Annotated in this window: 15 protein-coding genes; 7 read left to right on the forward strand and 8 right to left on the reverse strand. The window is 65.2% G+C overall.

The features are described 5' to 3' along the window. The first annotated feature begins 153 nt into the window (after positions 1 to 153). Together ACIQF4_RS06900 and ACIQF4_RS06905 are read left to right on the forward strand one after the other, a co-directional pair. Entirely contained in the window at positions 154 to 819 is a 666-nt protein-coding gene (locus ACIQF4_RS06900) for a TetR/AcrR family transcriptional regulator (RefSeq protein WP_400515324.1), read from the forward strand. Beyond that, entirely contained in the window at positions 816 to 2,519 is a 1,704-nt protein-coding gene (locus ACIQF4_RS06905; RefSeq protein WP_400515321.1) for an MDR family MFS transporter, read from the forward strand. The genes ACIQF4_RS06900 and ACIQF4_RS06905 overlap by 4 nt, the downstream gene beginning before the upstream one ends. Before the next feature lie 96 nt (positions 2,520 to 2,615). Here the strand turns inward: ACIQF4_RS06905 and ACIQF4_RS06910 are convergent, their stop codons facing one another. Then, positions 2,616 to 3,086, reverse strand: coding sequence for an NUDIX hydrolase (locus ACIQF4_RS06910; RefSeq protein ID WP_400515318.1), 471 nt, complete (start codon positions 3,084 to 3,086; stop codon positions 2,616 to 2,618). Positions 3,087 to 3,152: 66 nt separating this feature from the next. Then, positions 3,153 to 3,701, reverse strand: coding sequence for a prepilin peptidase (locus ACIQF4_RS06915; protein WP_400515315.1), 549 nt, complete (start codon positions 3,699 to 3,701; stop codon positions 3,153 to 3,155). A 58-nt stretch (positions 3,702 to 3,759) separates the two neighbouring features. Between ACIQF4_RS06915 and ACIQF4_RS06920 the strand changes: the two genes are divergently transcribed. Further along, a complete protein-coding gene (locus ACIQF4_RS06920) occupies positions 3,760 to 4,554 on the forward strand; it encodes a hypothetical protein (protein WP_400515314.1) in 795 nt (264 codons plus the stop codon). Positions 4,555 to 4,595: 41 nt separating this feature from the next. Next, positions 4,596 to 5,243 carry a GNAT family N-acetyltransferase gene (locus ACIQF4_RS06925; RefSeq protein ID WP_400515312.1) on the forward strand — a complete coding sequence of 216 codons (648 nt, stop codon included), beginning with the start codon at positions 4,596 to 4,598 and terminating at the stop codon, positions 5,241 to 5,243. Positions 5,244 to 5,705: 462 nt separating this feature from the next. Here ACIQF4_RS06925 and ACIQF4_RS06930 read toward each other — a convergent pair whose 3' ends face one another. Then, complete coding sequence (locus tag ACIQF4_RS06930) at positions 5,706 to 7,124, reverse strand: PhoH family protein (protein WP_400515310.1); 1,419 nt, start codon at positions 7,122 to 7,124, stop codon at positions 5,706 to 5,708. A 239-nt stretch (positions 7,125 to 7,363) separates the two neighbouring features. Further along, positions 7,364 to 8,125 (reverse strand): isoprenyl transferase, encoded by a 762-nt coding sequence (locus ACIQF4_RS06935; protein ID WP_231457770.1) that lies wholly within the window; start codon positions 8,123 to 8,125, stop codon positions 7,364 to 7,366. A 267-nt stretch (positions 8,126 to 8,392) separates the two neighbouring features. On the opposite strand from ACIQF4_RS06935, the gene ACIQF4_RS06940 reads away from it, so the two are divergent. After that, entirely contained in the window at positions 8,393 to 9,034 is a 642-nt protein-coding gene (locus tag ACIQF4_RS06940) for a hemolysin III family protein (protein WP_400579939.1), read from the forward strand. Positions 9,035 to 9,122: 88 nt separating this feature from the next. Here the strand turns inward: ACIQF4_RS06940 and ACIQF4_RS06945 are convergent, their stop codons facing one another. Then, entirely contained in the window at positions 9,123 to 9,470 is a 348-nt protein-coding gene (locus ACIQF4_RS06945) for a hypothetical protein (RefSeq protein ID WP_400515307.1), read from the reverse strand. 100 nt (positions 9,471 to 9,570) lie between these two features. Beyond that, a complete protein-coding gene (gene mca, locus ACIQF4_RS06950) occupies positions 9,571 to 10,476 on the reverse strand; it encodes a mycothiol conjugate amidase Mca (RefSeq protein WP_400515305.1) in 906 nt (301 codons plus the stop codon). Between the two features lie 119 nt (positions 10,477 to 10,595). Here mca and ACIQF4_RS06955 point away from each other — a divergent pair, with 119 nt between their 5' ends. Next, positions 10,596 to 11,048 carry a DUF4307 domain-containing protein gene (locus tag ACIQF4_RS06955; protein WP_350006143.1) on the forward strand — a complete coding sequence of 151 codons (453 nt, stop codon included), beginning with the start codon at positions 10,596 to 10,598 and terminating at the stop codon, positions 11,046 to 11,048. 194 nt (positions 11,049 to 11,242) lie between these two features. Next, positions 11,243 to 11,737 (forward strand): transcription elongation factor GreA, encoded by a 495-nt coding sequence (greA, locus tag ACIQF4_RS06960; RefSeq protein ID WP_231457761.1) that lies wholly within the window; start codon positions 11,243 to 11,245, stop codon positions 11,735 to 11,737. 82 nt (positions 11,738 to 11,819) lie between these two features. On the opposite strand, the gene ACIQF4_RS06965 is transcribed toward greA, so the two are convergent. Further along, a complete protein-coding gene (locus ACIQF4_RS06965; protein ID WP_400515303.1) occupies positions 11,820 to 12,440 on the reverse strand; it encodes a rhomboid family intramembrane serine protease in 621 nt (206 codons plus the stop codon). An 8-nt stretch (positions 12,441 to 12,448) separates the two neighbouring features. Further along, positions 12,449 to 13,687, reverse strand: coding sequence for a threonine ammonia-lyase (gene ilvA / locus ACIQF4_RS06970; protein WP_350006147.1), 1,239 nt, complete (start codon positions 13,685 to 13,687; stop codon positions 12,449 to 12,451). Position 13,688: the final 1 nt, after the last annotated feature.

Here is a 13,688-nt window from a genome sequence, read left to right on the forward strand (position 1 = left end):
TTTCCCACGAAAGGTACCGGCCGTCGTCGTTCCTTGGAGTTTTTGTCCAGATATGCAGGCTCCGCCGCAGCTCAACCCTCCATACGTGGACAAAAACTCCATCACACCCCCTTAAAGTTGCACCGATCCAGGTGAAGTGCAAAACTTCACCTTGTGAATGATAGTGCAGAATTTGAGGGCGGCCTGCGCGAGCGCAAACGGGCAGCAACCCGCGCCGCGATCACCTCGATCACCCGGAAGATGACCGCCGAACGCGGCCTCAGCGGCTACACCGTGGAAGAGGTCTGTGAGCAGGCGGAGATTTCCCGCCGGACATTCTTCAACTACTTCCCCACCAAGGAAGACGCCGTCCTGGGCCACATCGACGACGACATTCCCGCGCAGGTCCTGGAGGAATTCATCGCGGGCGGGAACGCATCGCCCGCCGGGGAAATCTCCCCCACGCTGTTCCAGGACCTCGTCCGGCTTTCCCTGAAGCTCTCCGAGCACATGGCCGCCTCCGAGGAGGAAACCCGCCAGCTGATCGGCGTCGTCAAAAAGGAGCCGCAACTGATCCTCAGGATCATCGGAGTGACCGAGCAGCGCGAAGCCCAGTTCGCCCGCGATGTCGCCCTGCGGGAAGGCGTGGCACCCGACCACCCCGTGGTGCAGATGGCTGTGGTCCTGCTGGGGACCATCGCCCGGAAAAGCAGCATGGCCTACTTCTCCGAGGGCAATACCCGCCCTTACGCCGAGCTGCTGATGGAAAACATCTCTGCCGCCAGCCGGCTCTTTTCACAGCCATTCGAACTCCCGGTACCCGCAGAAGGACACTCATGAGCACCGCCACCAGCCCCAGGGCAGCAGCCGGACCGCTGTTGCTGACGCAAAAACGCATCTGGATCATTTTCTCCGCCCTCATTGCCGGCATGCTGCTCTCCAGCCTGGACCAGACCATCGTCTCCACAGCCATGCCAACGATCGTGGGCAAGCTGGGCGGTGTGGAACACCAGGCCTGGATCACCACCGCCTATCTGCTGGCCACCACCATCGTGATGCCCATCTACGGCAAGTTCGGTGACGTGCTGGGCCGGCGCAACCTGTTCCTGACAGCCATCGCCCTCTTCACCCTGGCTTCGGTAGGCTGTGCCCTTGCCACCGATTTCTGGGGCTTCGTCATCTTCCGCGCCATCCAGGGCCTGGGCGGCGGCGGGCTTATGATCCTCTCGCAGGCCATCATCGCCGACATCGTGCCCGCAAAGGACCGCGGGAAGTACATGGGCCCGCTCGGTGCCGTCTTCGGCCTCTCCGCCGTGGCCGGCCCCCTGCTCGGCGGCTTCTTCGTGGACCACCTGACCTGGGAGTGGGCCTTCTACATCAACATTCCCATCGGCATCGCGGCGTTTGCCATCGCATGGTTCACCCTGACCCTGCCGAACAAGAAGGCAGAAAAGCGGATCGATATCCTGGGCGTCATCCTGCTCTCGGCCGCTACGACCTGCCTCATCTTCTTCACGGACTTCGGCGGCAAGAAGGACGAAGGCTGGGACTCCCCGCTCACGTGGGCCTTTGGCGCAGGCATGGTCCTTTCCGCGGCCGCCTTCGTGATGGTGGAGCGACGCGCCGAGGATCCCATCATTCCCCTGAGCCTGTTCCGCAACCGCATCTTCGTCAACGCCACGGCCATCGGCTTCACCCTGGGACTGGGCATGTTCTCCGCGATTGCGTTCGTCCCCACCTTCCTGCAGATGTCCTCGGGCACCTCCGCGGCAGAGTCCGGCCTGCTGATGCTGCCCATGATGGCCGGACTGATGGGCACGTCCATCTACTCCGGCATCCGCATTTCCAGGACCGGCAAATACAAGATGTTCCCCATCCTCGGCGCGGCTCTGACCATGGCCGCCATGCTCTGGATGACCACCCTCGCCGCCAGTACCCCCATTTGGATCATTTGCGTGCAGCTGTTCATCTTCGGCGCCGGACTGGGCCTGATCATGCAGGTAGTGGTCCTGGTGGTGCAGAACTCCGTCCCGGCCGACCAGATCGGCACCGCCACCAGCACCAACAACTACTTCCGCGAAGTGGGCGCGGCCATGGGCGTGGCCGTGTTCGGTGCGATTTTCACCAACCGGCTCTCGGAGTCACTCACCAGCGCCTTTACCGGCGCCGGAGCGTCGGCTGACCAGGCGGCCCAGTCCACCAGCACGCTGGATCCGCAGGCACTGGCCCAGCTTCCGGAGCAGCTGCGCGACGCCATCGTCACCGCCTACGCCGAGTCCCTGGCCCCGGTGTTCTGGTACCTGATCCCCTTCATCGCGGCGGCCCTCATCCTGGCCGTCACGCTGAAGCAGATCCCGCTCTCGGACACAGCGGGCATGGTGGCCCGCGGCGAGGCAGTTGGCGGCGAGGAAGCCGAGCGGCTGGCCGCTGGACTGCCCGGGCGGGCACCAAGGGCGGCAGGTGCGGACAGGGCACCGGACGCCGGGGATGGGGACAGCGTTAAGGACGACGACGGCGAGCTGGTCTCCCAGCGCAGCTGACCGCCGTCGCACTCCCGCCGGCCGCGGTACAGGAGTGCCTGAGGAACCACACAGGGGCGCCGCAATCTTGGGGGTTGCGGCGCCCCTGTGTGGCGGTCAGGGCTCGAAGTGGGCGGCCTCGGCGGGCGCAAGGGCGCGATGGATGCTGGTGAGGTGTCCGGCCATGAGTTCGGGCAGTTCATCGAGTCCGAACCACCCTACGGCCAGGGACTCGTCGTCATTCACCCGCGCAGTCCCGGACACGTAGCGGCACAGGAACACGACGTCCAGGAACTCGCACACATCGCCGTTGGGATACGTAAAGGGACCCACGGCCCCTACGGAGACCACGCGCTCCGGTTCGGCCACCACTGCCGTTTCCTCAAAGATTTCCCGTACCAGCCCGCGTGCAGGCTGCTCGCCGGGCTCGAGCATGCCGCTCACCAGGGCCCACTGCCTGTTGTCTGCCCGCTGGGCCAGCAGCACGCGTCCCCCGGCGTCCACCACCACGCCCCGCACTCCCGGGACCCACAGGGGATCGTTGCCGATTTTCTTGCGGAGCCTCAGGACGTAGTCAGGCGCAGGCATTGGGCCAGCCTACCGAACCGTCTGTTCTGCGTTGTCTGCCCCTCGCGCTGGCCCTGGGGTTGCAGGTCAGGCCGGAAGCAGCATCGCCGCGGCGGTTCCGGCGAGCATGAACGGGCCGAAGGGGATGGACGATTTGAGCGTCCCCCTGCGCGCAGCCAGGAGTGCGATGGACCAGAGGCCGCCCAAAAGGAAGGCCAGGAAAGTGCCCGCAAAAAGATGCCCCCACCCGAGGTAACCGAGGTACATGCCCAGGACTCCGGCGAGTTTTACGTCCCCGAAGCCCATACCCGGCGGGTAGACAAGCCGGAGGATGAAGTAGAAGAGCCACAGGATGGCGGCCCCGGCCACTACCCGGAGCACCGGCTGGAATGCCGGGCCCGCGAAGGGACCAGCAGGACCCTGCTCTGCGCCAGCCCCGGCAAACGCTGCCGCCGCCAGGAGCAGGACGCCGGCCACGGCATAGGACGGGAAAACGATCCTGTTCGGCAGCAGGTGGTGACGGACATCGATCACGGTGAGCCGGACGGCCATCACCGCGTAATAGGCGCACGCGGCAAGCACCAGCCAGAAGGCCGCCGGAGTGTGTTGCCATAGTTCGCCCAGTCGATGGATCACCCTCGGATGCTACTGGATTTCCACGCGCCCCCGCACGGCCCGGGCGTAAACTGTGGATATGGCGACGTGGGACTTCCGGCACCGGCCGGATCCGGACAGTGGAGCTGCCCCCACGGACCTTTCAGATATGTTCCGGAACCTGTGCCGGTCCTCGCCCTGGAAATGGCAGTCGCTGCGCTTCGAGTACTGGAATGAGCCCTTCGCGGAAGCCCCGAGCCCTGCCGCTCCCCTGGTCCGCGCCTGGCTGCGGCGCCCCGGAGCCCTGCGGCTGGAAAGCCCTGAGGGACTGGTCCTGCACAGCACCACGGGCATCAACGATTCCAGGGACGGGCTCTATATAAGCTCCACGCGGAAGTCCTGGCTCCTGCCGCCCCATTTGGTGACGCCTGTTTATGACGACCGCGGCCTGGTGAGGCGGCGCCCCGAGGCGGCGTACGGGGAGCCTGGCTTCGGCAATGGACGCTTCTCCGCGGCGCTGGACCCGGTGGAACTCGCAGGCAACGCCCCGGTACCCCTTGAGTTTCCCGGCAGCAACCCGGTGGAGGTGCAGGACGTCCGCCGGATTGAGCATGAGGGCCGGCCTGCGCTTGAGGCGGTGGTGGCCCCGACCGCCGCCTACCACCCGGTGGACCCAGCCGCTCCGCTGTGCATGCCCGGCCGTTCCAGGATCAGGATGGACCTGGGTACCGGAGTCTGTGTCTCCAGCCGCTCGCTTGAACCTGAAACGGACCAGTACGGCCACTGGCTGCGCATCATTGCCGTGGACGAATACATGCTGGACGACCTCTTCCTCGCGGAATCCATGAACCTCACCGACGTCAGGCGGCACATCAGCTGGGATGTTCCCGCCTGACATGACAGCGCAGGACCCGGTTTCTCGGCTAGGCTTCGCGGATGACTACGCTCAGCTCCGTTTGGCCACTCTTCGGCCTCACCCTGGCCACGCCCCGGCTGGAACTCCGTCCCATCCAGGACCATGAACTCCCCGCGGCGGTCCAGGCGGCAAGCAGCGGCATTCACGAGCCTGGCAGGAACCCGTTCAGCACCCCGTGGACGGAAGCCCCACTTGAGGAACTCGGTCCCAGGATGGCGCAGTGGCACTGGCGCTGCCGCGCCGAGTGCACCGCGGAATCCTGGACGCTCCTCCTGGGTATATGGCACGAGAACGAGTTGATCGGCTGCCAGGACATCGGTGCAAAGGACTTCGCCACGTTGAAGACCGTAAGCACTGGATCATGGCTCAAGCAGTCGGTGCAGGGCCGCGGATTCGGCAAGGAGATGCGTGCCGCCGTCGTGCTCTACGCATTCGACTGGCTGAGCGCAGAAGCAGCCGAGTCCGAAGCAGCAGACTGGAACCAAGCCTCCCTGGGTGTCTCCCGCTCCCTCGGCTACGAACTCAACGGCATCACCCGCAAAGCCTGGGGCACCCGGATCGAGACCGTCCAGCACGTCCGCCTCACCCCGGACTCCTTCAAGCGCCCCGACTGGGAACTACAAGTCAAAGGCCACGAAGCAGCAGCGAAGTTCCTCAAGGTCACCTGAGCTACGTGCCGTGGCTGGGTTCGTCCGCCCCCAGCGCTTCGCCGCCGCTTAGTTTTGCAGTCGTGGCTGAGTCGCCGCGCCACAGCCCTTCTCCGTCGCTTAGACACAACGCATAGGGGCACCTTCGGTCGCTGAGCGACCTCCGGTGCCCGATGCGTCGCGATGCGCTCCTACGAGAAGGACTGTGACGCTGCTGTGCGTGAGGTACGAAGCGATAGTGCGTGGCGTGCGATGCGGCTGGTGCGTAGGCACGAGGAGGACCTTGGTGTTTCGCGTAGGAGCGCATCGCCGACCAGAGCGCTGCGCAGGTCGCCCAGCGACCGGAGCGGCGCGGCGGGAGGTGTCTAAGCGACGGCGAAAGGCCAAGGTCCTCCTCACGGAAGCTGGCCCACCGAACCCAATCACGGACACGCAAAGGGCCGTGGCCCGGCGAACCTGACCACGACCCCCTCGTATGGTGGCTTAGCCTTCGAGCAGTTCTGTTACCAGTGCCGCGATGGGCGAGCGTTCGGAGCGGGTCAGGGTGATGTGGCCGAAGAGCGGGTGTCCTTTCAGGGTTTCGACGACGGCGGCGATCCCGTCGTGGCGGCCGACGCGGAGGTTGTCGCGCTGGGCGACGTCGTGGGTGAGGACGATCTTTGAGTTCTGCCCGATCCTGCTCATGACGGTGAGCAGGACGTTCTTCTCGAGCGACTGGGCCTCGTCGACAATCACGAAGGCATCGTGGAGGGACCGTCCGCGGATGTGGGTGAGGGGCATGACCTCGAGCATGCCGCGGTCCATGACCTCCTCCACCACTTCCTGGCTCACCAGGGCGCCGAGCGTGTCGAAGACTGCCTGCGCCCAGGGGTTCATTTTCTCGGATTCGGAACCGGGGAGGTAGCCGAGCTCCTGGCCACCCACGGCGTAGAGGGGCCGGAACACGATGACCTTGCGGTGCTCGCGCCGTTCCAGCACTGCTTCCAGGCCGGCACACAGCGCCAGCGCCGATTTGCCGGTGCCGGCCCTGCCGCCGATGGACACGATGCCGACGGCGGGATCCATCAGCATGTCGATGGCCAGCCGCTGCTCGGCGGAGCGCCCGTGCAGGCCGAACACGTCGCGGTCGCCTTTGACCAGGCGGACCTGCTTGTCCGGGCCCACCCGGCCAAGGGCGGACCCACGATTGGACAGCAGGACCAGGCCGGTGTTGACCGGCATTTCCGCCGCCGCCGGGATGAATACCGGCTCGTGGCCGTACAGGGTGGAGATCTCCTGCTCGTTGGCTTCGACCTCGGCAACGCCGGTCCAGCCGGAGTCCTTCACCAGTTCGTTGCGGTATTCGTCGGCGGTGAGCCCCATGGCCGAGGCCTTGACCCGCATGGGCAGGTCCTTGGAGACCACCGTGACGTTCCTGCCCTCGTTGGCGAGGTTCTTGGCGACGGCGAGGATGCGGCTGTCGTTGTCACCGCTCCGGAAGCCCAGCGGCAGCACCTCGGAGGAGATGTGGTTGAGCTCCACCATGAGGGAGCCGCCGTCGTCACCGATGGGAATGGGCTGGTTCAGTCCGCCATGTTTAACCCGCAGGTCGTCGAGGAGCCGCAGCGCCTTCCGGGCGAAGTAGCCCAGCTCGGGGTCGTGCCGTTTGGATTCCAGCTCGGTAATGACCACAACCGGAACAATGACCTCGTGCTCGGCAAAGCGCAGCAGGGCGCGGGGGTCCGAGAGCAGGACAGAGGTGTCGATGACGAAGGTGTTAATGGCCGATTCCCTTCCGGAGACAGCAAAACCGGCCGCAGCATCCGCTGCTGAACCGGTTTGTGAGGTGGCTCGCGTGGCGCGAGAGGTAGCTTTCTCTCCCTGGTCCAAAACGACCTTGGGCAGTTGTTCAGAAGTAGCCACATCGACTCCAGCCCCGGGCACCAGCCCGGAATTGTTATTGGTGAGGCGGCTCGGCCACGAGGCCGGGTCCGGCCTCCCATACAACCGGTGCGATGTTTCGCTCCATGTACTGGCCTCCCCGATCAGCCGGCGGTTTTGCCAGCTGATGGATATAACGTAAATCCACCCCAAGTAATTTCCGCAACCATTACGCGGCGATTCCTGTTGCGGTGGCGTGAACTTGTGATGAACCGGAGCTGTCATGCGCCGAAGCGCCGCTGCCTGCCCGCGTAATCGCGGAGGGCCCGCAGGAAGTCCACCTTGCGGAACGCGGGCCACAATGCCTCGCAGAAGTAGAACTCACTGTAGGCGCTCTGCCACATCAGGAATCCGGACAGGCGCTGTTCCCCGGACGTCCGGATCACCAGGTCCGGGTCCGGCTGGCCGCGGGTGTAAAGGAAGCGTGAGATGTCGTCAACACAGAGCTCGTCCGCAAGCTGGCCGATGTCCCTGCCCTTGGCCACGGCGTCGTGGAGGAGCTCACGCACGGCGTCCACGATTTCCCGGCGGCCGCCGTATCCCACGGCCACATTGACGTGGATCTTCTCCAGTACCGGGGTGCGTGCCGTCAGCTTGTTGAGCCGCTCGGCAAGGTAGTCCGGAAGAAGCTCGGGAGCACCCATGGCGTGGACGGAGATATTGGCGTCCTCGTCCAGCCGGTCCAGTGTGTTGGCGATGATACCCATCAGCAGGTCCAGTTCCTCGCTGGACCGGTTCATGTTGTCCGTGGAAAGCATGTACAGGGTGACCACTTTGACTCCAAGCTCCTGGCACCAGCCAAGGAACTCGTGGATCTTGTCGGCACCGGCCTGGTGGCCCTGGCTGGTGGGCGCGTTGAACTGTTTGGCCCAGCGGCGGTTCCCGTCCACCATGACGCCGATGTGGCGGGGAATGCGGTCGCGGGCAAGATCCTTCAGCAGCCTGCGCTCGTAGAAGCCATAGAGGAACCCGGGCAACTCCACGCGTCCACTCACCTGACTTCCTCGCTGTACGTACTTGCACATCCTAGGCTACCGTCCGAAGCGCCGGGGGCCCGTTCCACCCGCCCAAAGCAGCCCTCCCCACATACCTACCCAGCGGTAACTTACTGATCCGTAAGTTATTCTGGGACCATGAACAGGGACACCCCGGACGCCCCCCGGACGCCGCAGCCACAGGACAGTCCCGGCGCGGGAAACGGAGCAGCGGAGGGCGCAACAAACAACGCCGTGGACGACGCCGCAGTCCGGCTGGCCGAACTCCTGATGATCAAGCCGAAGTGGCGCGGCTGGATCCACACCGTCACAGCCCCTCTCGCCCTGGCGGCAGGGATCGTCCTCGTGGTCCTCGCGCCGACAGCCGACCGCAAAATCACCTCAGCCATCTACGCGGCCACGGGCGTGCTGCTTTTCGGTGTCAGCGCCGTCTACCACCGGGGCAACTGGTCGCCCGGGGTCAAGATGGTCCTGAAACGGCTGGACCACACCAACATCATGCTGGTGATCGCCGGCAGCTACACACCGCTTGCCTGGACCCTCCTGGAAAGGCCGCAGGCAGTCCTCCTGCTGTGGGTCATCTGGTCAGGGGCCATCCTCGGGGTCCTGTTCCGGCTGTTGTGGACGGACGCCCCACGCTGGCTCTACGTACCCATCTACATTGCCCTGGGCTGCGGCGCCCTCTTCTACCTGCCGCAGTTCTTCCAGGCCAGCGTGTCCGCTGCCGTCCTGATCTGCGTGGGCGGCATCCTTTACATCACCGGGGCAGTCTTCTATGCGCTCAAGAAACCGAACTTCAGCTACCACCACTTCGGGTTCCACGAATTGTTCCATGCCCTGACCGTGGTCGCTTTCGCCGCACATTTCGCGGCCATTGCCACGGCCGTCCTCAGCTAGGCCATCCGCATGCCGCGGCCAGAGTCAGCGCGGACGCGACGGGGGCGAAGTCAGCGCGGACGCGCCCGGGATAAAGTCAATGCGTGCGTCAGAGCCGCTGGTCCCCCTGTGCGGGGTCCGTCCCGTCGTCGGCCGTTCCCTGCCCCGCGCCACGGGCCGGCTGGCCGGGCGCCCCTGCATCGGCAGCCTCCGCCGCCTCGACGTCCGCCGCGGCAGCGGCGGCCATGCGGTCCTCCTCCACCTGCGCCCGGTACCGCACGCGGCGGATGCGCCGCACCATGTCAACGATCAGCAGTGCGGTGGCAACTACGAAGAACGCCGTCATGATGAAGCCCAGCAGTCCGGGGGTCACCTGGTCCTCGGAAATCCCCTCACGCAGCGTTGGCGTGGGCAGGGGCGTGGGGGTGGTGGCCAAGCTGAGGAGCAGATGATGCACGGTTATATACCTTCTGTGGAGCGGGTCGCAGGGGCCGCGGATGGGACGGCGAAAGCGCCAGGCCCTAACTTCTACGCGACATAGAAATTGCCGGCTGCTTCTATCTTAGCCCTGCGAACAGATCCCGCTCCGGGAGCTCGGACGGAACCCGGGAGTGGATGAGCGAGTAGTCTTCCCACGGCCAGGCCCGGCGCTGCATCTCCGGGGAAACAGCAAAAAAGAACCCCAAGGGGTCAACCTGGGTGCGGTGGGCACGGAGCGCGTCGTCGCGCACCTCGAAGAAGTCGCCGCAGTCCACCTGTGTGGTTGTGGGATGCGTGGCGGGCGGTGGCGTGTGGCCTTCGGCATCCGCCTCCAGCCAGGCCGCAAGCCGCTCGGCGTATGGGGACTGGAGTCCAGCTTCCTCCAGGGCGAAGTGCAGTGCCCTGAAGCGTTCCGGGCTGAACGCCCTGTCATAGTAGAGCTTGCTGGGTTCCCACGGCTCCCCGGCCTCCGGATAGCGCGAACCGTCACCAGCGGACTCGAAGGCCTCCACGGCAACGCGGTGCGCCATGATGTGGTCGGGATGGGGGTAGCCGCCGTTTTCGTCATAGCTGAGGATGACGTGCGGCCTGAAGGACCGGACCAGCCGCACCAGGGGCGCGGCAGCGCGTTGCAGGGGCAAGGTGGCGAATGATCCTGCCGGAAGGGGAGGAAGCGGATCACCTTCAGGAAGGCCGGAGTCCACGAATCCCAGCCACCGCTGCCTGACGCCGAGGATAGCCGCCGCCCGCTCCATCTCCAGTCGCCTGGCGCCTGCCATGTCCCGTTTGGGGTGCGGCTCCCCCTCAACGGCCGGGTTCTGGATGTCGCCCCTGGAGCCGTCGGTGCACGTGGCCACCAGGACCTCGACGCCGGAGGCAGCGTATTTGGCCATCGTCGCAGCGCCCTTGCTGGACTCGTCGTCCGGATGGGCATGGACGGCGAGCAGCCGTAGCGGCGCCTGGGTGGTGCTGGACGCTGTCATCGAAGGACGGCTCCTTATTCTTCTGCTGCCTGTGGCCGCTGATCGGATCGCTTAAATGGGCGGATGCCTGGCGGGGACTGCTGACAAGCCGCCCCTGGAAAGGGCACTAAACTGGTGAGGTGACTTCCCCGGACCAGCCGGCCCAACCCGCGCCCGCAGACACTAGCCTAGCCAATCGCTATGGGGCTAAAAAGCGCAGGCTTACGCCGAAAGCCAAACGCATCATTGGCGGGGCGGCACTGGCTGCGGGAATCGGATTCCTGGCCTGGGTTTCCACGTCCCAGTCATTGTCCGATGTGTCGTTCAAGGACATCGGCTACAGCACCACGGATGCCACCCTGGCGGAGGTGGACTTCCAGGTCACCCGCGAGCCCGGCACCGCCGTCAAGTGCGCCGTCAAGGCACTGGATTCCAAGTTTGCAGTGGTGGGATGGAAGGTTGTGGATGTTCCTCCCACGGAGGCCACTGGAACAGCCGACGGCGGCCGCACGGTTGCCCAGCGCGTAGCCGTGCGCACCGAATCACTCTCGGTATCCGGCGTGGTGGACAGCTGCTGGGCTGCCGGTACGTAGCACCGGCACACGGCACCAAAAATCTTGGCCGGGGCCAAGGCAGGGCGTGTGACGTGCGCCGCTTCCCTGTTGGGTTAAGTCCAAGGGATTGACTACAATGGAGCAATACCTTTACCCCGCTGAGCTGGTTACTGTTCCACAAGTGGCCACCGTGGCGGGGTCTTTTGCATGTAGGACCACCAGAGGAGAAGTCCGTGTCTACCACCAACAGCGCAGCTGCAGCCTGGCTCACCCAGGAAGCTTTTGACCGCCTGAAGGCAGAGCTGGACCACCTTTCCGGCGCAGGCCGGGCAGAGATCGTCCAGAAGATTGAAGCAGCCCGGCAAGAGGGGGACCTCAAGGAAAACGGTGGCTACCACGCAGCCAAGGAGGAGCAGGGCAAGATTGAGGCCCGCATCCGCCAGCTCACCGCGTTGCTCCGCGACGCCCACGTGGGCGAGGCTCCGGCAGACGACGGAATCGTGGAGCCCGGCATGATCGTGGTAGCCAAGATCGCCGGCGACGAAGAAACGTTCCTGCTCGGATCCCGTGAAATTGCCGGCGATTCCGACCTGGACGTCTTCAGCGAGAAGTCGCCGCTGGGTGCCGCCATCCTGGGGCACAAGGAAGGGGACTCCCTAAGCTATGTGGCGCCCAACGGCAAGGACATCAAGGTGGAGATCCTGTCCGCCAAGCCGTACGCCGCCTGACCGCTGCCAGCCGGCAGAGACATACAAACGCTGGCCGCCCCGGAAAGGGGCGGCCAGCGTTTTGCGTTGATGTGCCAGATACCTACAGGGCCGGGCCAGGGGCGCGGCTGCGGCGCCGCAGCAGCAGGGCCGCCACCACTCCCCCGGCCGCTCCGCCCAGGTGGGCCTGCCAGGAAATGTAGCCGGCTCCGATGGGCAGGACACCCAGCAGGATGCTCCCGTAACCCATAAAGAGGACTACCGCCAGGAGGATCTGGCGCCAGCTGCGGTTGATGAACCCGCGCACCAGCAGGAACGAAAACAGCCCGAAAACCAGGCCCGAGGCGCCCACTGTGACGCCGCCGTCGCCAATCAGCCAGACCGTGAGGCCGGAGCCCAGCCAGCTGAAGGCCAGTGCGGTCAGGAATACCCGGAGTCCCGAGAGGAACACCAGGAAACCAAAAATGATCAGCGGCAGGCTGTTGGAGAGCAGATGGTTCAGGTTTGCGTGCAGGAGCGGGAAAGTGAAGATGTCCAGCAGCCCGTCGGCGCTCCTGGGCCGGAGCCCGAACGTTGCGTTGAGCGAGCGGAGCATCACCATGTTGAACAGCTCGATGACAAAGAGCAGAACCACGAAGGTGCCCAGCACCAGCAGGCCGCCCTTGGCACGGGCGGCCACGGTCCTGCGCTGCCCGAAGCTTCCGTTTCCCGTCAGTCCGGCCATGGAATTTCCTAATGCACCACGATGGGCTGGAAGCCTTCCGCACGGAGGGCGCTGAGCACCTGTTCCCCGTGCTCGTGGCCCTTCGTTTCCAGGTTCACCGTGATGGACACGTCTCCCATGCTGATGGAGCCGCCCACCCGGGTGTGGTCCAGGCCTGTGACGTTGGCATCGTTCTCGGCGATGATCCTGGCGATGGTGGCCAGGGAACCGGGGCGGTCATCGAGCATCATGCGGACCGTCATGTAGCGCCCTGCAGCAGAGAGGCCCCGCTGGATGACCTTGAGCATGAGCATGGGGTCGATGTTGCCGCCCGAGAGGACCACCACCGTGGTTCCCGGATTTTCGATCTTGCCGTCCATCAGTGCCGCCACGCCAACCGCGCCGGCAGGTTCCACCACCATCTTGGCCCGCTCCAGCAGGAAGATCAGGGCACGGGCCAGCGAATCTTCGCTGACCGTCACGACGTCGTCCACGAGTTCGCGGATGATGCTGAACGGGAGCTGCCCGGGACGGCCGACGGCGATGCCGTCCGCCATGGTGGACACCTTCTTCAGTGGCACCAGCGCATCAGCGGCCAGTGACGGGGGGTAGGCAGCGGCGTTCTCCGCCTGGACCCCGATGATCCGGATCTCCCGCCCCAGCTCCTTGGCCCGGGCTTTGATGGCGACGGCGACCCCCGCCAGGAGTCCACCGCCCCCGACGCCCATGAGGATGGTATCCACGTTGGGTACCTGCTCAAGGATTTCCAGCCCCAGGGTTCCCTGTCCTGCCACGACGTCGACGTTGTCGAACGGGTGCACAAAGACGGTCCCCGTCTCGTTGCTGTACCGCTGGGCTTCCGCGAGCGCCTCGTCAACGTTGTGGCCGTGCAGGATGACCTCCGCGCCGTGGCTGCGGGTGGCGGCCAGCTTGGGAAGTGCAACACCCAGTGGCATGTAGATGCGGGCTTTGATGCCCAGGCTCTTGGCCGCCACGGCTACGCCCTGGGCGTGGTTGCCTGCAGAGGCTGCCACTACACCGCGCTTTTTCTCCTCGGGGGAAAGTTTGGCCATCCGGACGTAGGCGCCGCGAACTTTGAACGATCCGGCGCGCTGGAGGTTTTCGCACTTGAAGTACACATCCCCGCCGGCCAGCTTCCCGAGGGCGCGGGACGATTCCACCGGTGTACGCGCAATAATCCCGTCGAGCAGCTTCTGCGCCTCCAGGACATCGTCCAGCGTGACGGGAAGGGTTTCAAGGATGTTCACG

It is taken from the genome of Pseudarthrobacter sp. NPDC092202 (assembly GCF_044755505.1).
Taxonomy (GTDB): domain Bacteria; phylum Actinomycetota; class Actinomycetes; order Actinomycetales; family Micrococcaceae; genus Arthrobacter.